Origin of the sequence: Photobacterium rosenbergii, from assembly GCF_033022775.1 — a bacterium.
Lineage (GTDB): Bacteria > Pseudomonadota > Gammaproteobacteria > Enterobacterales > Vibrionaceae > Photobacterium > Photobacterium rosenbergii_A.
In genome coordinates, this window is sequence record NZ_JAWJZI010000001.1 from 439,653 (window position 1) to 460,255 (window position 20,603).

The window sequence follows — 20,603 nt, forward strand, 5'->3', positions numbered from 1 at the left end:
TCAGTGTAAATTGCAAAAAAAGACCGCCATCGGCGGTCTTTTCGTTTAACTCATAAATACTTACCTTAGGGCATTGAGTTTAAGCTGAGCCTGACCCAGCACACTATCAACAGGGAAGATACCATCCAAACCAGCTTGTCCTGCAACTTGACCAATCAAGATTTCAATGGCTTCCGTGACATGACGGATAGCCCAGATATTGAAGTCCCCTTTCTCAACTGCTTCTACGATATCTTTTCGCAGCATCAGGTTATGAACATTAGACTGCGGGATAATAACACCCTGCCCTGGTTTCCGCCCCTTTATCGCACAAACATCAAAGAAGCCTTCAATTTTCTCGTTCACTCCACCAATTGGCTGGGCAGCACCAAACTGGTTCATCGAACCGGTAATGGCAACATCTTGCCTTATTGGCAGTTGAGAAAACGCCGAGACAATGGCACACAGCTCTGCCATCGAAGCACTGTCACCATCGACCCCGCCATAGGACTGCTCAAACGTCAGGTGGGTGGTCAGTGGAATACGCTTACTGCGGCCAAACACAGATGCCAAATAGGCAGATAAAATCATCACACCCTTAGAGTGAATTCGACCACCAAGATCAACGCTGCGTTCTATATCGAATACACCCCCCTCGCCGTAGGAGGTTGTAGCCGTGATCCGGTTTGGCGAGCCAAATTGGTAATCCGAGGTAGAAATCACTGACAAGGCATTCACCTGCCCGACGGCTTCACCATCGGTATCAATCAACGTTGTGCCGTTGGTGAAGGTCTGCATGACATGATCTTTCAGCCTGCTTACCCGCATTTCCTGATTGCTCAAGGCAAGCTCAACATGGTTAGCCCTGATCATCGTGGCATTGGACGACTTGGCGACATAATTGGACTCACGCAGCAAGTTAGCAATGTCTGCCGAGTGCAAAGACAACTTGTTCTGATCATCCGCCTGGCGCGAACTGTATTCAATGATCCGGCCAATTGCCTTTCGATCACAGTGCAACATCTTGTTATCATTAACAATACTGGAAATGAACTTGGCGTATTGCGCCTCCGACTCATCGGTACGGTTCATTTCATCTTCAAAGTCCGCCGTTACTCGAAATAGCTCGCTAAACTCAGGATCATAGTGCTGAAGCAACTGGTAGGTTTGGTAATCACCAAATAAAATGATCTTCACATTGAGTGGGATCGGCTCAGGGTCTAGCGAAATCGTGCCCGACAGCGTTACTTCTTTCTCTAGCGAGCTCACACTCAATTTGCGGGAACGCAGTGCACGTTTCAACCCATCCCAAACATATGGGCGTTCCAGAACCTTCACCGCATCCATCAGCAGCACACCGCCATTGGCCTTGTGCAAGCTACCCGGACGTATCAATGAAAAATCTGTAAACACCGTACCTTTATACGTGGCGTTTTCCACATAACCAAAAATAGAGTGATAATTCGGGCTCTCTTCGACCACAATCGGAAACTTAGAGTCGTCTTGGTTCACCAGGACATTCACTTGGTAACGGCGAGGCATTTTCTTATCTAGTGCAGCATAAGCCAATGCAACTTGCTCTTCGCTCTCTTCCAGGAAAATATCAAGGTTTTCCAGGATATCCGCCTGCATAGCCTTTAAGTAAGCAATCACTTCTGGCAAAGGCTTATATTCTTCTTTCAATTCCTTGATAAAGTGCGACACCACATCCAGCGCAACTTCTTCATTAAGCTTCTGAATTTTATCGGAAAACTCCTCCTCCAGCTCTGTTAACTGACGAACAATATTACGCAACTGGCGTTCTAGCTCATTGATGGTGTTCTCAAACTCCATTTGCTTTTCATCGGGTAACTTGGCAAATGATTCTTCGGTATGAGGCTCTTCACCGTTGAGGGCAACAAGCTGATATTCACCTGTGGTTGTCACCGAAAGACTGACGCTGTGTTCTTTTGCTTCTTGAGTCAGTGTTAAAAGTGCACTCTCTTGCTTCTGGGTCAGCTGGTTTTTCAGCTTTTCCGAGCGGCTGTAATACATTTCGTTGTCAAAAGCCAAAGGCAGAGCTTTCACCAAGCGGGTCATCAGCTTTTCAATATCTTTTTTGAAAGCATGCCCACTGCCAGCAGGTAGTTTTAGAACCTTGGGGCTACGGGTTTCTTCAAAGTTGGCGACGTAACACCAGTCATATAGAGGGTTACCATTTCCGTTAGGATCGTGACGATTGAGGTAGCGCAACACCATTGTGCGCTTGCCAAGGCCGTTACGGCCAATGGCATAGATGTTATACCCCTTCTCCTTGATAGACATGGCGAACTCAACGGCCTTCTGGGCACGTTCTTGACCGACGATTTCATCAAGTGGGGTCAGGTTTTTGGTCGACTTACAATCTTCAGGCAAGCCATTTAGTTCTGAGGCGCGGTACAGTTTGTCACTGCTTAGCGGTTGAATAGTCATATGGCTCCCTCCATAAACAATCAGTTACATCCAGTGTAGTCAGTAAATTATTATGATTTAGTGACTTAGACTACGTTTACTGCTGCCGAGCCAGCCCGAAAGGTATCGTTTGCTGTATTTATGTACAAAAACCATACCAAAAAGAGGTTTTTATACAATTTCAGTGTCAGCTCATAGTATGTCCGCCTACCCCTTAACCTGTCTCTCTGTTACTATGCCGCGCTTGAAACAAGCTCAGCGGAAATCATCAATGAAAAACAACCGAGTCAGTATTGGACTTAGTAACCCTAAAAGCCCTACCAATGTTGGGGCGGTCATGCGTGCAGCGGGCTGCTATCGTGTCGATTCAGTCAAGTATACGGGCAATCGCTACGGTTATGCGGCTAAATTCCATACCGACACCAAAGACATTACCGATAAGATCCCACTGACCAACGTAGAATCGCTACTTGATGACTTACCTGCCGACACCAAAATTGTTTGTGTCGAACTTGCAGAAGGCGCAACAGCCCTACCCGCTTTTGAGCATCCTGACAATGCTTTGTATATCTTTGGCCCGGAAGACGGCACAATTGCCCAAGAGGTTGTCGACCAAGCCGACGCTGTTGTCTACGTACCTACCGTCGGCTGTATGAACCTGGCCGCAACGGTAAATGTGCTGCTTTATGACCGCTTGGCAAAAGCGGAAAATGTGATTATGGGTGATGAACTTATCCGAGAGAGTCGTGATAACCGGAACAGGCTTGTTGTGAAAAAATAAGGCCAGGCTAGTGGCCTAATTTCGCTAATATTTTCCTGACGTTCGCTGCATTGTTTTCATAGGCAGCGAGCATCTGTATTACGGACAAACAATCTTCCGTCAAATTTGACTGGTTATTGTCGATAACAGTGGCAAAAACCGATTGAGGGAAATCCTCTCCTAGCCCTTTGGGTTCAACGTAAACCACCTTTGATTCTTGGTAATCCCGATGGTACTTCAAGCATGGCCAACTGATCATTTCGACCGCAGCTTTGGCAATACCACATTGCCACTCTTCACGCACCTCTTCAGGTGTTTGTTCGAAATGTATCTCTTCCCCACTCTCTATATCTAGCCATCGTTGCACTGATGCCAGATAGTGCTGATGATCATAATCCTGGATCAGCTCAACTATCGAAGAAGATGAATACGAAAAACAAACACTCATAAAATACAGCTCTGACAAAGACATCTCTTCAAGGTAAGACAATGCTCTGTTGTAGGCTTGCACATGAAGCACACCTTCGACCTGCTCTCTTTGTGTCTCCTCAAGCTTACGTTTTTCTTTCAGGGATTGTACTCGGGCTTTTCCGTTGTCAATGAGTTGCTGTGCTTGCTGCAACAGCTCTATTTCAGCCTGAGAATACAGCTCAATAAAGTCGACCAAAATTACGTTCTTGATGATGTTGGACGCTGTGGTCGCTTTCGCCTGCTTACTCTTCAATACGCTGCTATTTGCCAAATCAAGCATGATAACCCCCTAATAATCGAAGACTGATGCTTTCGCACCAGTGAGATACAAACGGTTGTTCAGTTATTGGAAAGGGTGTGAGAAACGACTGTTGGGAAGAGTTGATTTAAATATGACGACACGTCTTCTACTTAGAGTATAGAAAAGAATATCTCAAAGTTAGCGGCTTAGTTTCAATTTATGATCCTAATCTAACAACCTGACAGAGTTATTGATGCATGTGCTAAATCACAAAAGCCGCCAGGGTTACCCAGCGGCTTACACTCGTTAATTTTATTTGTATTAGCTCGGCGAATTAATGCTTAACAAGCGCAATTTCCAAGTCACGATCAGCAATCATCCACCAGCGATTACCATATTGGCTATCATAGCCCACAACCGGCTTGTCAGCACACGTTGCATCACGGACAGGCTCATTGACCAAATAGTACTCATCCCATGGCGCATCAACCACACAGTTTTCTGTGACCAACGGTTTCCACTCCCCGTTCACCTGCTCGCCCAGTACCAAATCTTTAGCATTCAAATCAGCGTCAGCGGTAAATTGAACGCCATATTTGTCACCGATGATTTCCTCAACATTCCAGTCTTGGGTAGCGGTTAAAGGTAATCGAGCGTGTGGCCTTTTTTCCGTGCCATCTGGCTGCGAGCCTGGCAAACCCGACTCGCCTCGAATGTTCTTTTCACCACCAAAGGCATTTTGGTAAACACCACCGTGATTCTGCATACCACTGACGATCAAAATATCAGAGCGCGTCTCGTTAGTTTTTGGCATCCAACTCAACGTCACATGCTTCTTCATATCAATTGTCGTGGCAGGGACAGTCACAGACCCCTTCTCTGCGCCCGTTTCATCTTGCTCAGGAATACCGGCTATGACACGTTCGCTACTATTAAGGTTCGGATCCCATGCTTTGTTTTGCGTAAACAGGAACTGATAGGTCAGGCGCATCATATCATTCATCGTCTCAGCACGTGTTAGACCCGCGTTGTAGCCCATTGTGCGTTCATCTGTATCTACCCGGTTGAATGTTTCATTTACGCCACCGACCAAGCGTGCTGAAGAGCCGTCATAGCCCAGACAATCGTTAGTTTTGTATTCAGAAATATGATTAAGAACTGGGCGCTGTCCCTCTGGAATAGAGTTAGGATAGATAAGCGCTTCACAACGATCCAATGTACGACTGAAGGTATCCATCAAAGTCCAGTTCGGATCTTCAAGTTCCTTCATACCATCTTCATTACGCGTAATGGTATGAGGGGCATAGTAGGCATGGTAATCAACGCGGTTGCCATCAAAACTTAAAATTGCAGCATTGGCATCATAATGGTTTGAGTCATAATCAGCTTTCATTGTGGCCATTTTGTGCTGGATGACGTCCTGAATCAGTTCACGTTCACCATAACGGTATTCATAACCTTTGTAAGAGGCATTACCACTTACAATCTGTGTATATGAAGGCATACGGTAGTTGCCACCACTAGGTGTAGAAGCAAGCGTATCAACATTACTGCGGCCACCTGGATCGTTCGAACCATATACGCGAGCATGGATTTGAGAGCGCTGATACATATGTTCATGGCCCTGCACCCAAATCACATCATACTTTGCAAATAGCTCTCGAATGTCTTTATGAATATCAAACAGGCGGTTGTCGTCTTTTACACCTTGGACTATTTGCTCACGGGTTTGACCGTATTTAGCACCGACAAGGCCGTCATGACTTGCAATAACTACGTGGTCAAATTTACCTTCGTTTTGTGCGATAACGTCCTCAATCCAACCAAAGGCAATCGGCAAATTGTAGTAAGCCAAACCAATCATCAAGACATTGTCGCGAATAATGTAGTAATTCAGCCACTCAGCCGAAGGCATATGCACGGCATCTTCTGGGATAAAGTGACGCATATTATCTATCCACTCGACAGTATAAGCCCAACTCGTTTCATGGTTACCCATGACTGGCAAGAACTCCATACCCGCTTCACGATACTTATCTGCAACTGAGCGCCACTGTTCCCACTCTTTAGTAGAACCGTTATCAGTTAAGTCACCCACTGGGATAACGACATTCACCCCCTCTTCTTGGTGCTTGGCCAACACAGCTTCCATCGGATGGATAGCAACATTCCAACCACCACCTTGAGTATCAGGGAGAAGGCCGACTTTTAACGCTGAATCTGGTTTTGGTGATGTTTTACCTGAATCATCTGAAGAAGAACTATTACAACCCGCCAGCGTTGCAATAATAGACATCGCTACAAGTGAACGTTTCCATGTGTTATTTTGCATGATTACCACTGCTAATATTATTTGAAAGAATAATTTGCGAGTAATCTACGAATAAAATATGACATTATTTACTTTTTCGCTCTGCAATTGTTGCAGAACAAATTCAATCAAACTGTCATCGATTAGCGATATTCTCAGGCAAAACTTCTTATATACCTTTGAACATGAAACCAGTAACAGCCCTATTTATTACCGTGCTCAGTGCACTATTAAGCCCAACCGCTATTGCCAATGAAAACCAAACACAAACTGTACAGCCTCGCCAGCTTGCACCTGAAGAAATGATGTTTGAGCTAAATGAAGAAGCAACCTGTCTAGCGGCTGCCAAGTACCTTGAAAAAGAGCGATATGATATCCACCTTTCTAGCTACCAATCTTTGGTTGCAGAATTCAATGTCCCGAAGAAAGCTGCCGAGTCTATTGTGAACCGTACTCATAGTGAGTATTTATACTTTGCCGATCGCGCAAAAAGACGTTATACCGAAATAGACCATCATATGCTGCTTACTTCAGCGTACACGCACCGCTGCCTGTTCATGAATGGATTTGAGGCTCAAAGGCCTTTTATTGAAGCAGGTAACAACAGCTGAAGCATTATTGAGTTTGTGCATCCCTTTATAAAAGGGATGCACAAACTAGACCACTTCAACCGAGATACCGCGTTCGTTGAAATCTTCTATACAGCTAACCGGAAACTCACTGTCAGTGATCACTTTATCGAAGCACTCAATATCCACAGCATGAAACGTTGCTACTTTTCCGTATTTGGAAGAGTCACTGACAAGATAGCTTTGCTGCGATGAAGCAATAATCGCTTTCTTGACCAATACCTTTTCTTCGCTTGGGGTTGAGATCCCACGCTGATTCCAGGAAGAGGTCGAGACAAACGCCAAATCAATATTCATTTCCCGCAAGATATGCGTCGCTTGTTGACCGACACAAGATTGGTTTCCCTTATCAACCTTTCCACCTGTATGGTAAATGCTGCACTCAGAATGGTTCATCAAATAACAAGCTATGGCGAAATCATTGGTGATCACCAAAAGATCGTCTCTATGATTAAGCTGATGAGCAATTTCCAGCGTCGTTGTCCCCGCATCGAGATAAACCGTCATATTCGGTTTGATCAGTTGGGCGGCATAAAAGCCAATATCAGCCTTTTCATTTCTATGCTGGTTAATTTTCACATCATGTGAAAGCTCGGTATGGATTGTCTCGGTAAGTTGTACCCCACCCGATACAGACATAACGCGCCCGTCAGACTCTAGCTTGGCAATATCACGGCGAATAGTCATATGTGAAACGTCAAGTTGGTGAGTCAATTCACTAATGCTGATGACTTCCTGATTACCCAACAAAGTCAGGATCGTTCGTTGTCTTTCTGCCGGAATCATATTGGTTCTTCTATATATTGTTATCTTGCACATATCTTAACACCACATAGCAACACTTGTGAATATATGTGAGCATTTGGTAAGTCAAAAATTAATTATCCTTAATTATTTCAGGATCTTAGCTACACAAACCAGCTTCATTATAAAAATACGCTATATTTTCACATCCTGCTTTCACACTTTTTATCATTGCCACTGTTAAAAAGTGTGAAGTCACACCTTCTCCTTTGCTGAAAAGCAACATAGAATCACAAACAAGAACACAAATTCACAAAAGTTAACATGGAGAGGCAAATGGAAAGTCAACAATTACAATCAGTTGCCGTAATTGGTCTTGGTTCGATGGGTATGGGGGCCGCAAAGTCTTGTATTCGAGCAGGTCTCGATACTTATGGTGTCGACTTGAGCACCGACGCACTGAAAGAGCTTGAACAAGCCGGTGCGAAAGGCGTTTCGCACAACGGTGCAGACTTCGCCAATATACTCGATGCAGTCTTATTACTGGTTGTGAATGCCCGCCAAGCTAAAGCAGTACTTTTTGATAACCAACTTGCCGCACAACTTAAACCAGGCACAGCCGTAATGGTTTCTGCGACTATTTCTGCAGAAGATGCCAAAGCTATTGAGGCAGGCCTTAATGAGCATCAATTGCTTATGCTTGATGCGCCAGTTTCAGGCGGCGCAGCAAAAGCCAATATTGGTGAAATGACCATTATGGCATCAGGCTCGGAAGAAGCCTTTAACAAGCTAAAGCCAGTTCTCGATGCTACCGCCGGTAAGGTTTACAACATTGGCACCGAGATCGGCATGGGAGCCACAGTCAAAATTATCCACCAACTGCTTGCAGGCGTTCACATTGCTGCTGGAGCCGAAGCCATGGCCCTTGCCGCTCGAGCCAATATCCCTCTGGACTTGATGTACGACGTAGTGACGAATGCTGCGGGTAACTCTTGGATGTTCGAAAACCGCATGAAGCACGTTGTAGATGGCGACTACACACCGACATCAATGGTCGACATTTTTGTTAAAGATCTCAACCTTGTTTCTGATACTGCAAAAGATCTGAAATTCCCACTTCCTCTCGCCTCTACAGCACTGAACATGTTCACCAGCGCCAGTAATGCAGGTTTTGGCCAGGAAGACGACAGTGCGGTCATTAAGATTTTCGACGGTATCGAACTGCCTAAGAAGGAGCAATAACCATGTTACTAGGAGTTATCGCTGACGATTTTACCGGCGCTACAGATATTGCTGGCTTTCTCGTTGAGAACGGCATGCGCACCATTCAACTCAATGGTGTCCCAGAAACCAAGCTAGATATTGACGCCGATGCGGTTGTGATCAGCCTAAAATCACGTTCTTGCCCTGTTAACGAGGCTATCGAAACCTCGGTTGAAGCCCTTAACTGGTTACAACAGCAAGGCTGCCAACAGTTCTACTTTAAATACTGCTCGACATTCGACAGTACTCGCGAAGGTAACATTGGCCCGGTCACAGATGCACTGCTTGAGGCCCTAAACGAAGAATTCACTATCGTTTGCCCTGCCCTTCCGGTTAACGGGCGTACTGTTTTCAATGGCCATCTATTCGTTTTGGGTGAATTACTTTCTGACTCGGGGATGCGTAATCACCCAGTTACCCCAATGACAGACTCAAGCCTCGTTCGCTTGATGGATGCCCAATCAAAGGGCACTACGGGTTTGGTGAACTACCAAACCATTGAACAAGGTGCGCAGGCTATTACTGAGTGCTTCTCCGCCATAAGCCAAGAAGGCAAGCGCTATGTGGTTGTTGATGCCTTCAACCAATCCCACCTTGAAACGCTCGGTGAAGCAGTAAAAACACTCAAGCTGGTCACAGGTGGCTCTGGTCTCGCCTCAGGTATTGCCAAAAACTGGACCGAACATTTAAGCGATCAGTCATCAGCAAAAGAAGCCGGTAAACCTCAACAAGCCAAGACCGTGGTTCTATCAGGTTCATGTTCAATCATGACCAACCAGCAAGTTGCCACTTACGCTCAAAAAGCACCACACCTAGCATTGGATGTTAAAGCGTGCCTTGAACAGCAAGATTACTGTGAATCGGTCTTTAAGTGGGTGCTTGAAAACCTTGATGCTGACTTCGCGCCTATGGTTTATGCCACCGCAGAGCCGGAAGTACTGAAAGCTATCCAAGCTCAATATGGAGCGCAGGCTTCCAGCCAAGCGGTTGAACAATTCTTCAGCCAACTAGCGCACCAGCTAAAAGAAAATGGCGTGAAGAACTTCATTGTCGCGGGCGGCGAAACATCCGGTGTTGTAACCCAAAGCCTTGGTGTTAAAGGTTTCCATATCGGCCCTCAGATTGCACCGGGTGTGCCTTGGGTCAAAGCGGTAGACAACAACCTGTCACTGGCACTGAAATCAGGCAACTTTGGTGACGCCAACTTCTTTGAAACGGCACAAGGGTTCTACCATGACTGAACAACAACTCAGGGAGCAAATGGTAACGCTTGCTCGCTCGATGTTCGAGCGAGGTTACGCCACCGGCGGCGCGGGTAACCTTTCGCTCAAACTGCCTAACGGGCACTTTCTCGCTACACCAACAGGCTCTTCATTTGGCCGATTGGATGCAGAACGTTTATCGGTGATTGATATCGATGGCAACCATATTTCTGGTGACCGCCCTTCGAAAGAGGTCGCCTTCCATCTAGCGATTTACCGTAACAACAGTGAATGCAATGCCATTGTTCATTTGCACTCGACTTACCTGACAGCGCTGTCCTGTTTGGAAGGGCTGGATACCGACAATGCCATTAAGCCGTTCACGCCATATTTCGTTATGCGAATCGGGAAACTACCCGTGATCCCGTACCTACGCCCGGGGGATCCGCGCATCGCTGAAGAGCTCGCTAAACGTGCGAAGGATTACCGTGCCTTCTTGCTGGCTAACCATGGCCCGGTTGTTACAGGTAGTGACCTCATTGATGCGGTCGACAATGCCGAAGAGCTGGAAGAAACCGCGAAACTCGCATTGATGCTAGATGGCAAACCAATCAGATACCTAAGCGAAGAAGAAATTACTGACCTACAAGGGAGAGGCAAATAATGGCAAAGTTCGCAGCAAATCTCACCATGCTATTTACCGAAGTACCTTTTTTAGAGCGCTTTGAGCAAGCGCACCAAGCCGGTTTCAAGGCCGTGGAATACCTTTTCCCATATGCCTTTGATGCTGAGGTGCTTGCTTGTGAACTAAAGAAATATGGCTTCGAACAAGCATTATTCAATATGCCTCCGGGTGATTGGGATGCTGGAGAGCGTGGCTTTGCCGCCATTCCTGGTCGCGAAGAAGAGTTTCGTGCCAGCGTCGATACGGCTCTGAACTACGCCCTCACCTTAGGTTGTAAAAAAGTCCACGCAATGTCAGGTATTGTCGATAGCACCTTCAGCTACCAACAACACGTTGACACCTTCATTAACAATATTCGCTTTGCCGCTGATGTGTTTGCTGAACATGGCATTGAGCTGATGATTGAACCACTGAACAACCGTGATGTACCGGGGTACTTCATTTCTCGCCAGCGTGATGCGGTTGAGCTGATCAAACAAGTTGATCGCCCGAATGTGAAGTTACAGCTAGATCTCTACCACGCCCAAATTATGGATGGTGACCTATCAGTTCTTATTCGCGATTTGGCTAACTACACCGGCCATATCCAGATTGCCTCGGTACCAGACCGTCACGAGCCAAGCGAGGGCGAGCTTAACTACCCTCACCTGTTCAATGTGTTGGACGAATCAGGCTATATCGGTTGGATTGGCTGCGAGTACAACCCTAGAACAAATACCCAAGCGGGTCTGCAATGGGTTCAACCTTATTTATAAATCAATAACAAATTATAAGTAGCCACAGGTTGGCTACTTCAATCAAACGACGTGAAAAAACAGGGAATGAAAATGAATATAGTGATTACCGGCGGAGCTGGATTTATCGGTACCCTACTTGCCGAATCCCTCCTAAAGAACAATGATGTTAATAAAATCACCCTTGTCGATATTCAGGAATCAAAATTAATTGGCACAGATCCAAGGCTTGAATCCATTAATATCGATATGACTCTCCCTCACAATGTTGACCAAGTGATTACCGATAAAGTCACCCATGTTTTTCATTTAGCGGCCATTGTGTCGAGCCATGCCGAGGAAGACTTCGACCTTGGAATGTCAGTCAACCTAGAAACTACACAACTGTTATTGGAAAAATGCCGTCATACCAATCCGGCAATTCGTTTTGTGTTCTCCAGCTCATTGGCTGTGTTCGGTGGCACCCTGCCGGATGAAATTCTACCTATGACTGCCATGCAACCTGTATCGAGTTATGGCACACAAAAAGCCATTGGCGAATTGCTTGTTAACGACTACGCACGCAAAGGGTATGTTGATGCTGTTACAGTAAGGCTACCAACGATTTGTATACGCCCGGGTAAACCAAATAAGGCCGCAAGCTCTTTTGTCAGTGGAATCATCCGCGAACCTTTAAATGGCCTAGAGTCAAACTGCCCAGTCGATCCTGAGTTGAAGCTATGGATCTCTAGCCCGAACAAAGTTGTAGAGAACATCGCTCGCGCAGGCTTTATCTCAACACAAGAGCTCAATCAATTAAGTTTCAGAACACTTAACCTCCCGGGATTTCAAGTTACCCCGTCAGAGATGATTGCGAACATGAATGCCGTTGTCGGTAAAGATTTATCGCATTACATATCCTTTGAGGCCGATGCTCAAATTAACCGCATCGTTAGCAGTTGGCCACAGTGCATCAATAATGATATTGAGAAAACGCTTGGCTTTGTGGCAGACAGTGACTTCACTGAGGTGCTAGCCCATTTCCTAAATACAGAGAATAAAGAAACGGAGGCAACATTATGATCCTTCCAACTTCTGTTGTCGGCCTAATTATTGCTGTCGCGGTATTAGTTTTTCTAGTACTTCGTACAAAAGTTCACGTCCTTATTGCCATGCTAGCTGCTGCATGTATCGCTGGTATCATCGGAGGACTCAGTGTAAATGACACCATGTCGACCATTAGTGCTGGGTTTGGTGGCACCTTAGGTGGAATAGGTATTGTCATCGGTCTTGGTGTAATGATGGGCGCGATCCTTGAAACAACTGGTGCCGGCGAGTCTATTGCCTACCATTTCATCAAGTGGCTGGGGAAAAAGAAAGAGGAAACCGCACTAGCGGTAACTGGATATATAGTCTCTATTCCCGTTTTCGTAGACAGTGCTTTAATCATCCTCTACCCAATTGCCAAGTCTCTATCTAAGACATCGCAGCGCTCAATCTTGACTTTGACTGTTGCTCTGGCCGGTGGCCTAGTTGTTGCCCACCATGCAATACCACCAACACCTGGGCCGCTGGGAGTTGCCAGTATCTTCGGGGTTGATTTGGCATCAATGCTTGGCTTTGGCCTTGCCGTAGCGGCTCCATGTATCATGGGTATTGTTTGGTACGCTCGCTGGCTTGAAAAACACTTCCCTGAGTTTGTACCTGTAGAGCACCTGAGTAAAACAGATGAGCAACTTGCCAAAGATCATACTGACTACCTAGCCAGCAAGGAAAATAAGAACTTACCAACGCTTGGGCGTTCAATTGCACCAATTATCGTTCCAATTGTATTGATTCTATTTAAATCCCTGATGGCACTATTCGAAAGCAACTTTGGTTTTGAAGGCCTATCTCAAAGCGTTATTGGCCAATTTATTGATTTTGTTGGTAGTCCGGTTATCGCTCTTTCTATTGCCACCCTACTTGCAATCTACACACTAGGAAATCACCTAAGCAAAGAACAAGTCACTGAGAAACTAGAAGAAGGTATCTCAACCTGCGGGATCATTTTACTTGTTACCGGTGCTGGTGGAGCACTTGGTGCGGTGCTTCGTGAAACTGGGGCGGGTGCAGAAATTGCCAACCAAGTTGCTTCATTACCCATTTCACCAATCATGATCCCATTCATCATTGCGACCTTGGTCCGTATCATCCAGGGTAGTGGTACAGTATCGATGATTACAGCAGCCTCTATATCTGCCCCTGTTCTTATCGAAATCCCAGATGTGAACTTACTCTTTGCTGCTACCGCGGCCACTATGGGGAGCTTATTTGCAGGCTATTTCAATGATTCGTTATTCCACATCGTCAACCGCTTGATGGGTGTAACTGAAGTGAAGAAGCAACTTGTTATCTGGACGATCCCTACTACTATTGCCTGGGCGATTGGCGGTACTTTAGTGATGGTATTAAACCTAGTATTCGGTTCACAAGGTTCTATTATCGATCCTTTGCTGCCGTTGCTGGTGTTAGCTGGCTGCTACTTCTTCATTCGTTCTTATGACAAGAAAAATAGTGAAAACCTTGCACCATCAAATTCCTAACAAAATCTAGAAAAACAAATGATTAGGGAGGCAACCTGCCTCCCTCCATTTTTCTACCGTTAATGAACAACCCCAATCAAGCCAATATCACTCCGGGTGACAATTCCTTTCTCATCAACCTCAAAGGTAAGGCCGGATTCAGTTTCGAATGACAACATATACTCATTCAACGTCAGCTTACCTACAGAAAGGGATGAATATGCATTTTCACTAATCTTCACGAAATTGTGAAAATATGATGCTTTGCGTGCTGTGTTCATCACCGTATCGCCATATTTCACTGCTATCTTAAAGTCTCCGATACTGGTATCAAGCGCCACATAATCGTCTTCTTTCGCACATACCCGCAAATTCTCTACGACAAAAATCACGTCTTCCTGTAGTTGAGGACTGTAGTATTCATATGCCTCTTTCACATAACAGCCATTAGGCTTGGCTTTCGCAATGGCAGATAAGTTCTCGAATTCCGAATGAGGAATGAAGCTGTAGTTTATTTGCTCCTGTCCTAACGCCAAAATCAACTGCTCTCTAAACTCAACCATGTCTTTATTATTCATTTCTGCTTCTGTGAGTAGATACTGAACATCTAGGGCATCTGTTGTCGCTTTTTCGCTCAGCACCTCAATTAGCTCACTCTTCTGTAGATCCACCGGAATCACTTTAGAAGTTTCATTTTCACTTGGGCTTGCACACCCAAAAAGAAACATCGATATAACAGCCATTAATGTTAAATTTTTCATCCTGACACCAACTGGTTGAGTTTAACTCGCCGTCGAATATAAAACACCGTTCAATTCTTGAGCAAACTAGATTCTATTTATTTTAATTTTCCTCTAAATCAACAATCCTACTAGTTTGATATTAGGGGCTAGATAGCAAATCAATGCTTATTGAAATGACTATAACAGATGAGAAGCAAAAAGTTGTAACCTAACTCAAAAAATTATGAACACCGTTTGAAACTTATACAGTATGATGCCCTGACGATCAGGGCATCCGTAAAAATTATCGAGGCTTAGCCACATATTCATAATTATCACCACGGCGTTTGTAGTAATGATTATCGATAATGGCATAGGTTGCGCCTGCAATTACAGCAAATGTTGCGATTTCTGGTAGACGACTACGATGATAGTGGCGGTGCTTAGGGTACTTGTGTACAACCACTACTTTCTTATGCTTTTTGGGTTTAGGTTTCACCACTACCACATGATGCTTATGTTTATGTTTATGATGCTTGTGTTTGTGATGATGGTGGTGCCCATGTTTATGCCCTTTCGCCTCTGCAACATTGGGTACAGTGATCCCCGCAGTTGCAATGATCACCGCTATTGCGCTTGTCATCAGGACTTTGGTCAATGATTGCTTGGTCTTTGGCAGTTGCTTTGATTCCGCTCTAAGTTGTAATTTCATGGTTTAGCTCCATTCTTTTATGGCGCTAGATTACGTCCTGCAGTGCAAAACAATGTTCGATTTCTGTAAAATTTCGTCAAGCTGACGGTCAAAAACCATAAAGATATTAATGGTAATGATTAAGTGATTGAATTCTTAGTAAGGCAAGAAATATCTCCTTACATTTCAACTAGAGCAAAAAGACTATTCCAGTTTTGCAATCTAGGGTTTTTCATTCAGATAGTTCATTTTTTCGCCGCCGACCAGGGCGTATAGATAACCCATCAACGAGAGACGTGCGTTGATGGGAGAAGAAGCGGTCAGGACAATTGTGCGCAACCATATGTAGCCAGCCCAACCGTGACAGTGTCACAAGTTTTGCAAAAGTAGTGATTCAATGACGGCATCATGGCTGCATTATTCGAATTTCGACGTTCACAATATCAATCAAATTCAGCCTTTACTTTATCTTTCACTGACAAAAGAGGCTGGGCAAAGACGTTTATGGCGCCCGCTAGCCCAACTCAAAGGTAGTAACACCGAATGTACGGTCAACCGAAATATCAGGCGTATCCCCTGTATACATCCGCGCTGTGGTAAATACGGGTTCCATACTGTACTTTTCTGCTAATGCAACACCGGGGAGGTTCACTTCCGGCACGTCCAAATAAATATTGTCTTTTACGGTTGCTTTCGCTCGAAGAGCAAGAAAAAGCTCTTCTGCTAACAAAGCATCATCTGCAAACAATGGCCCTATCTTAAACCCGTTACGACACGGGCGGATCACTCCATAACCAACCAGTTTGCCCGCTTGTTTAATACCCAGGGCACGAGAGCCCGTTTGGCTTATCCAATGCCGTAAAAAATGCTTCCTCTCCGTTGGGAAAAAAGCAGCGTCATAATCCAGTACTTCACTTAATGGCAATTCACTGAGATCGACCAACCCTATACCTTCAGGCTCATCACCTCCACCAACACCTTCAAAACGAATGTTGCCATAAGCGAGCTTAAACCCTGATTGCTTATAGTTGCCCTGCTGCTCAACTACACCGTCTAGTCCCACATTGCAACCTTCCAAGTATTGCAACCCTGCTTGCCAGAGCTTGAAACCATATCCCTTACCGCGATATTCAGGCTTAACGATATAAAAACCCAAGAAGCCGTAACTATCGTCGTACTTCACCACCGAAATCGAAGCAATGGCTTCGTCTCCTAAATAGCCAACCAAGAAGCCATTCGGGTCTGCGGCATGAAATGACTCAATATCATAAAGCCCCGGATTCCAGCCTTCTGCGGCTGCCCAGTCAATGGCCTGTAATAAATCCTGTTTCGACATCACCTTTATAAGATAATCTTGTTCTGCCATCACCGCCCTCCAACATAGCTCTACTTCCATACGGATATGCTAAGGGTAGAAGATTAATTAGTTTGCCTGGTTCACTGAAGTGCTTTAATGCCACCTCACTCGCAAATTAATGATTGGGAAAGACTTGAAAACGAGAAGTCGAATTTGAAAATCTCTCTTTGCCATCGGTACTGAGATCTTATCGAGTAGCTTACTACAGATAATTATTATCAAATCTTATTTGATAATAATTCAAAATCACACCTGTTTTCAGAAAAGCTATAGGCAGCTATTATTCAAAACATCAACCCGGTATTCAAAGCCGTCATAAAGATATCCATACAACATTTCAATTAGAGGAAGCCTAATGACTAAGCTAACCATCGTTGCCAACATCATCGCCAAAGAAGACAAAATTGACCTTGTGAAAACTGAGCTATTGAAGCTTATCGATGTAACACGTGCGGAAGAAGGTTGCATCAACTATGACCTTCATCAAGACAACGAAAACCCTGCACATTTCCTGTTTTTTGAAAACTGGACCTCACGTGAGTTATGGCAGCAGCATATGGGCAACCAACACCTTGCTGATTACATGGCCGCGACTGAAGGCTGTGTGGAGCAGTTTACCATCAATGAAATGACCCAAATCGCATAATTTTACTCCCTCCCTTTTCTGTTACCCCATTGCCAGCGAAATGCAGGTGATGGGGTTTTGCATTTCAGCTTAGTAGGTTACTAAAAGTTAACTACTTGAAGATAGCGGTATCCGTGTCCACAATGAGCACTGTGATTTACCCCCCCCCATAACCTGTACCCAGAACCGGTACAAAAGGAGTGAAACATGGATTATTCAGTGAAGCTCAAAGCGGGTAACGATTTCCCTACCCTTACAGCAACAAGGCTAGATGGCTCCGATGTAAAGCTTGGATCCCCTCAAGGAGAAGCGACCTGGCAAGCTGTCTTTGTATACCGAGGCAAGCATTGCCCTCTCTGTACCCAGTATCTCAACGACCTAGAAAATTACAAGCAAGCCTTTGCTGATGCTGGTGTTGATATCCTTGCTGTTTCGGCAGATTCAAAAGCGCAGCTTGAAACCCACCTTGAAAAGCTCGATATCTCATTTCCTATCGCTTATGGGCTTACCGAAGAGCAAATGAAAACATTGGGTGTCTACATTTCTCTGCCACGCTCCGAGCAAGAAACAGATCATAACTTTGCCGAGCCGGGGTTGTTCGTTGTCAATGAACACGGAAAGTTGCACGTGGTCGATATATCAAACAACCCGTTTGTCCGCCCTGAACTAGGCGCTTTAACCCGTGGCCTTGCATGGATCAGAAACCCGGATAACCACTATCCAATCCGCGGCACGTTGGATTATTGATTTAGAATACAAATATGCGTCAGCACACGGAATGCTGGCGTTTAACTATGATAAAAAACACGATGATACAAAACACACAGTCCGCTATGAACTCGCCTACTGTTCAACATTGTGAAGCAAAAAGGTCACAAAGCTGAAAACCTTTTGTCATCCCCCTTGCATAGTCTCTATCGAAACTGAGCGAATGCCAGTAGAAAGCAAAATACCAAAAGGCTTTTACCAAAAGAGTTTTACCAAAAACGACTTATACAATAAAGATGATAGGAACACAGTTTGACAACCAATAACTCTGCAAACGTTAACTCGACAAACAAGCAGCCAGCAAAAAAAGTGACACCTTACCTTGCGGTTTTCGATCTTGATGAAACATTGATTGCTGCTGACTCTGCTAGCCTGTGGAGCGCCTTCTTGGTAGAGAAAGGCGTGGCGCCATCAACACTTTTGCAAGAAGAGCAAGAATTGATGGAAGCCTATGCCAAAGGCCAAATGGACATGGATGACTACATGCAGGCAACTCTCAAGCCAATGATTGGTATGGATAACACAGCGATTACGGCTCTAGTCAGTGAGTTCATTGTTCAACACATCAAACCTGCACTATACCAAGATGCAATTGAACGAATTGAGTGGCACAAGCGCCGTGGCGATACCATTTTAGTGATATCGGCTACCGGTGAGCACCTCGTTAAGCCTATTGCTCACCTGCTTGGTGCTGACGACGCCATTGCCATAAATCTGGAACAGGTCGATGGTAAATTCACTGGTAAGACGACAGGTACACTCTGTTACCAATATGGAAAGGTGATCAGGATGAAAGCTTGGCTCGACCAACAAGATACCGCGTTCAAAGGCAGTTACGGATACAGCGATTCAATCAACGATCTCCCGCTATTAGACGCAGTCGATCGCCCTTTTGCTGTCAACCCGGACCCAGCTCTGGCGCTCCACGCCCAGATGAATGAGTGGACTATCATGGATTGGCGACACGATAACAATATCCTGCGCTAACCCCTCCCTTCTTATATAAACCGTCATCAAACGAGGTGACGGTTTAACACCCTTTCATCCGTTGCTTCATTCTTATCTTTTCTTCATTCATATCGCCCTGTGCCCAATGTTATTCAGATAATTTGATGTTGTTGTTCTACTGTTACTACTTATGTTCCAGACAGCCATGTCTACAATATCCTTATTAGTGACATACGGTAGAACACGATGAACAAGGACAGAAAGACTTATGATGGTTTATCCATCTTTATTCACTGGCTTACAGCAATCACTGTGATTGGCTTGTTTGCGGTTGGCTTGTGGATGGTTGATCTCAACTATTACTCGCAGTGGTACAAGCCAGTTCCCCATTGGCACAAATCCGTCGGCATCTGCCTTGCTCTGGTAACGATTTTCAGGCTGATATGGAAGCACATCAAAAAGCAACCTGCTATTGGAGGAGCAGCGTGGGAAATCGCTGCAGCAAAGGTGGCACATGGCCTAATTTACATTTTGCTTCTCAGCATCTTCATTTCTGGCTATCTCATTTCAACAGCAGATGGTCGCTCAATCGAAGTGTTCGATTGGTTCGCTGTACCGTCTATGGGGGAGCTATTCCCTAACCAGGCAGATATTGCAGGAGAGGTACACTATTACCTTGCCTTCACCCTTATCGGACTCGCTAGCTTGCATGCCTTAGCGGCACTCAAGCACCACTTCATAAATAAAGACAACACCCTAAAAAAAATGTTGGGAGTAAAGTAAATGAAAAAGCACATCATCGCCATGGGACTAATGGCAGCGGCAACAGTTTCAGGTATGGCTCAAGCGGCTGATTACGCCATTGATACAAAAGGAGCCCATGCCTCTATCAACTTCAAAGTAGAGCACCTGGGTTACAGCTTCATAAAAGGCCGCTTTAACACTTTTGACGGCACATTTAGCTACGATCCGCAAAACTTGTCAGCTTCCAAAGTACAAGTGAATGTAGATACAACCAGCCTTGACAGTAACCATGCAGAACGTGATAAGCACCTGCGCAGTGCCGATTTTATTGATGCGGGTAAATACTCAACAGCAACATTTACTTCGACAAAAGTTGAGCCTAAAGGCAATGGCGAAATGACCATTTTTGGTGAACTAAGCCTACACGGCCAAACCAAACCTATTGCCATTGATGCCAAGTTCATCGGTGAAGGTGAAGATCCATGGGGTGGCTATCGAGCAGGTTTCACTGGTACCACTCGCATCGACTTCAAAGATTTTGGCATTCAGGTGATGGGCTCTTCTAGCTATGCGGATATCGAACTGCATGTTGAAGGTATTCGCCAATAGACATTGGATATAACAGGCGAAAGTCAATTAATTGCAAAATCCGGCTATTTGCCGGATTTTTTGTATGCAATTCAATCAATCGGCAATGTTTTTTACTCATGGTTACAGATTGAAACAGGAACCATGGGCTAGGATGAAGGTCATAAA

At 45.1% G+C, this 20,603-nt stretch carries 20 protein-coding genes; 13 read left to right on the forward strand and 7 right to left on the reverse strand.

Going from position 1 to position 20,603, the window contains the following annotated elements; genetic code table 11:
- Nucleotides 1–60 precede the first annotated feature (60 nt).
- Nucleotides 61–2,430: an ATP-binding protein gene (locus tag R2X38_RS02075; protein WP_317520366.1), complete on the reverse strand. Its 2,370-nt coding sequence runs from the start codon at nt 2,428–2,430 to the stop codon at nt 61–63.
- Nucleotides 2,431–2,680: 250 nt separating this feature from the next.
- Between R2X38_RS02075 and R2X38_RS02080 the strand changes: the two genes are divergently transcribed.
- Complete coding sequence (locus R2X38_RS02080) at nt 2,681–3,190, forward strand: RNA methyltransferase (protein ID WP_317520368.1); 510 nt, start codon at nt 2,681–2,683, stop codon at nt 3,188–3,190.
- Between the two features lie 7 nt (nt 3,191–3,197).
- Here the strand turns inward: R2X38_RS02080 and R2X38_RS02085 are convergent, their stop codons facing one another.
- On the reverse strand, nt 3,198–3,920 hold the full coding sequence (locus R2X38_RS02085) for a hypothetical protein (RefSeq protein ID WP_317520369.1): 723 nt from the start codon (nt 3,918–3,920) through the stop codon (nt 3,198–3,200).
- 295 nt (nt 3,921–4,215) lie between these two features.
- Nucleotides 4,216–6,213, reverse strand: a complete 1,998-nt coding sequence (locus R2X38_RS02090) for a metallophosphoesterase (RefSeq protein WP_317520370.1) — start codon at nt 6,211–6,213, stop codon at nt 4,216–4,218.
- Nucleotides 6,214–6,377: 164 nt separating this feature from the next.
- On the opposite strand from R2X38_RS02090, the gene R2X38_RS02095 reads away from it, so the two are divergent.
- Nucleotides 6,378–6,803 (forward strand): hypothetical protein, encoded by a 426-nt coding sequence (locus R2X38_RS02095; RefSeq protein ID WP_317520371.1) that lies wholly within the window; start codon nt 6,378–6,380, stop codon nt 6,801–6,803.
- A 45-nt stretch (nt 6,804–6,848) separates the two neighbouring features.
- Here the strand turns inward: R2X38_RS02095 and R2X38_RS02100 are convergent, their stop codons facing one another.
- On the reverse strand, nt 6,849–7,607 hold the full coding sequence (locus R2X38_RS02100; protein WP_317520372.1) for a DeoR/GlpR family DNA-binding transcription regulator: 759 nt from the start codon (nt 7,605–7,607) through the stop codon (nt 6,849–6,851).
- A 294-nt stretch (nt 7,608–7,901) separates the two neighbouring features.
- On the opposite strand from R2X38_RS02100, the gene ltnD reads away from it, so the two are divergent.
- The 6 genes from ltnD (at nt 7,902) to R2X38_RS02130 (ending at nt 14,013) form a co-directional block, all read left to right on the forward strand.
- Nucleotides 7,902–8,807: an L-threonate dehydrogenase gene (gene ltnD / locus R2X38_RS02105; protein WP_317520373.1), complete on the forward strand. Its 906-nt coding sequence runs from the start codon at nt 7,902–7,904 to the stop codon at nt 8,805–8,807.
- Nucleotides 8,808–8,809: 2 nt separating this feature from the next.
- Nucleotides 8,810–10,069 (forward strand): 3-oxo-tetronate kinase, encoded by a 1,260-nt coding sequence (otnK, locus tag R2X38_RS02110; RefSeq protein ID WP_317520374.1) that lies wholly within the window; start codon nt 8,810–8,812, stop codon nt 10,067–10,069.
- Entirely contained in the window at nt 10,062–10,694 is a 633-nt protein-coding gene (locus R2X38_RS02115; RefSeq protein WP_317520375.1) for an aldolase, read from the forward strand. The genes otnK and R2X38_RS02115 overlap by 8 nt, the downstream gene beginning before the upstream one ends.
- A complete protein-coding gene (gene otnI, locus R2X38_RS02120; RefSeq protein WP_317520376.1) occupies nt 10,694–11,470 on the forward strand; it encodes a 2-oxo-tetronate isomerase in 777 nt (258 codons plus the stop codon). Before R2X38_RS02115 ends, otnI begins: the two co-directional genes overlap by 1 nt.
- A 72-nt stretch (nt 11,471–11,542) precedes the next feature.
- Entirely contained in the window at nt 11,543–12,511 is a 969-nt protein-coding gene (gene denD, locus R2X38_RS02125) for a D-erythronate dehydrogenase (RefSeq protein ID WP_317520377.1), read from the forward strand.
- Nucleotides 12,511–14,013 (forward strand): GntP family permease, encoded by a 1,503-nt coding sequence (locus R2X38_RS02130; protein ID WP_317520897.1) that lies wholly within the window; start codon nt 12,511–12,513, stop codon nt 14,011–14,013. Before denD ends, R2X38_RS02130 begins: the two co-directional genes overlap by 1 nt.
- Before the next feature lie 59 nt (nt 14,014–14,072).
- Here the strand turns inward: R2X38_RS02130 and R2X38_RS02135 are convergent, their stop codons facing one another.
- The 3 genes from R2X38_RS02135 to R2X38_RS02145 all read right to left on the reverse strand — a co-directional run bounded on the left by R2X38_RS02135 (nt 14,073) and on the right by R2X38_RS02145 (nt 16,771).
- A complete protein-coding gene (locus R2X38_RS02135; RefSeq protein ID WP_317520378.1) occupies nt 14,073–14,753 on the reverse strand; it encodes a hypothetical protein in 681 nt (226 codons plus the stop codon).
- Between the two features lie 265 nt (nt 14,754–15,018).
- Nucleotides 15,019–15,426 carry a hypothetical protein gene (locus R2X38_RS02140; RefSeq protein WP_317520379.1) on the reverse strand — a complete coding sequence of 136 codons (408 nt, stop codon included), beginning with the start codon at nt 15,424–15,426 and terminating at the stop codon, nt 15,019–15,021.
- A gap of 493 nt (nt 15,427–15,919) precedes the next feature.
- Nucleotides 15,920–16,771, reverse strand: coding sequence for a GNAT family N-acetyltransferase (locus R2X38_RS02145; RefSeq protein WP_317520380.1), 852 nt, complete (start codon nt 16,769–16,771; stop codon nt 15,920–15,922).
- A 346-nt stretch (nt 16,772–17,117) separates the two neighbouring features.
- Here R2X38_RS02145 and R2X38_RS02150 point away from each other — a divergent pair, with 346 nt between their 5' ends.
- From R2X38_RS02150 to R2X38_RS02170, 5 genes are all read left to right on the forward strand, one after another.
- Complete coding sequence (locus tag R2X38_RS02150; protein ID WP_317520381.1) at nt 17,118–17,408, forward strand: putative quinol monooxygenase; 291 nt, start codon at nt 17,118–17,120, stop codon at nt 17,406–17,408.
- A 186-nt stretch (nt 17,409–17,594) separates the two neighbouring features.
- Nucleotides 17,595–18,134, forward strand: coding sequence for a peroxiredoxin family protein (locus tag R2X38_RS02155; protein ID WP_317520382.1), 540 nt, complete (start codon nt 17,595–17,597; stop codon nt 18,132–18,134).
- A 273-nt stretch (nt 18,135–18,407) separates the two neighbouring features.
- Nucleotides 18,408–19,142: an HAD family hydrolase gene (locus tag R2X38_RS02160; protein WP_317520383.1), complete on the forward strand. Its 735-nt coding sequence runs from the start codon at nt 18,408–18,410 to the stop codon at nt 19,140–19,142.
- Between the two features lie 207 nt (nt 19,143–19,349).
- Nucleotides 19,350–19,886, forward strand: a complete 537-nt coding sequence (locus R2X38_RS02165; RefSeq protein WP_317520384.1) for a cytochrome b — start codon at nt 19,350–19,352, stop codon at nt 19,884–19,886.
- Nucleotides 19,887–20,456: a YceI family protein gene (locus tag R2X38_RS02170; RefSeq protein WP_317520385.1), complete on the forward strand. Its 570-nt coding sequence runs from the start codon at nt 19,887–19,889 to the stop codon at nt 20,454–20,456.
- Nucleotides 20,457–20,603: the final 147 nt, after the last annotated feature.

Bases quoted from the DNA above. Each gene is read 5' to 3' on its own strand.
- denD (WP_317520377.1), top strand. From the start codon at position 11,543: ATGAATATAGTGATTACCGGCGGAGCTGGATTTATCGGTACCCTACTT.
- R2X38_RS02140 (WP_317520379.1), bottom strand. From the start codon at position 15,426: ATGAAATTACAACTTAGAGCGGAATCAAAGCAACTGCCAAAGACCAAG.
- R2X38_RS02115 (WP_317520375.1), top strand. From the start codon at position 10,062: ATGACTGAACAACAACTCAGGGAGCAAATGGTAACGCTTGCTCGCTCG.
- R2X38_RS02095 (WP_317520371.1), top strand. From the start codon at position 6,378: ATGAAACCAGTAACAGCCCTATTTATTACCGTGCTCAGTGCACTATTA.
- R2X38_RS02170 (WP_317520385.1), top strand. From the start codon at position 19,887: ATGAAAAAGCACATCATCGCCATGGGACTAATGGCAGCGGCAACAGTT.
- R2X38_RS02080 (WP_317520368.1), top strand. From the start codon at position 2,681: ATGAAAAACAACCGAGTCAGTATTGGACTTAGTAACCCTAAAAGCCCT.
- R2X38_RS02165 (WP_317520384.1), top strand. From the start codon at position 19,350: ATGAACAAGGACAGAAAGACTTATGATGGTTTATCCATCTTTATTCAC.
- R2X38_RS02085 (WP_317520369.1), bottom strand. From the start codon at position 3,920: ATGCTTGATTTGGCAAATAGCAGCGTATTGAAGAGTAAGCAGGCGAAA.
- R2X38_RS02075 (WP_317520366.1), bottom strand. From the start codon at position 2,430: ATGACTATTCAACCGCTAAGCAGTGACAAACTGTACCGCGCCTCAGAA.
- R2X38_RS02100 (WP_317520372.1), bottom strand. From the start codon at position 7,607: ATGATTCCGGCAGAAAGACAACGAACGATCCTGACTTTGTTGGGTAAT.
- otnI (WP_317520376.1), top strand. From the start codon at position 10,694: ATGGCAAAGTTCGCAGCAAATCTCACCATGCTATTTACCGAAGTACCT.
- R2X38_RS02150 (WP_317520381.1), top strand. From the start codon at position 17,118: ATGACTAAGCTAACCATCGTTGCCAACATCATCGCCAAAGAAGACAAA.
- R2X38_RS02155 (WP_317520382.1), top strand. From the start codon at position 17,595: ATGGATTATTCAGTGAAGCTCAAAGCGGGTAACGATTTCCCTACCCTT.
- ltnD (WP_317520373.1), top strand. From the start codon at position 7,902: ATGGAAAGTCAACAATTACAATCAGTTGCCGTAATTGGTCTTGGTTCG.
- R2X38_RS02090 (WP_317520370.1), bottom strand. From the start codon at position 6,213: ATGCAAAATAACACATGGAAACGTTCACTTGTAGCGATGTCTATTATT.
- otnK (WP_317520374.1), top strand. From the start codon at position 8,810: ATGTTACTAGGAGTTATCGCTGACGATTTTACCGGCGCTACAGATATT.
- R2X38_RS02145 (WP_317520380.1), bottom strand. From the start codon at position 16,771: ATGGCAGAACAAGATTATCTTATAAAGGTGATGTCGAAACAGGATTTA.
- R2X38_RS02135 (WP_317520378.1), bottom strand. From the start codon at position 14,753: ATGAAAAATTTAACATTAATGGCTGTTATATCGATGTTTCTTTTTGGG.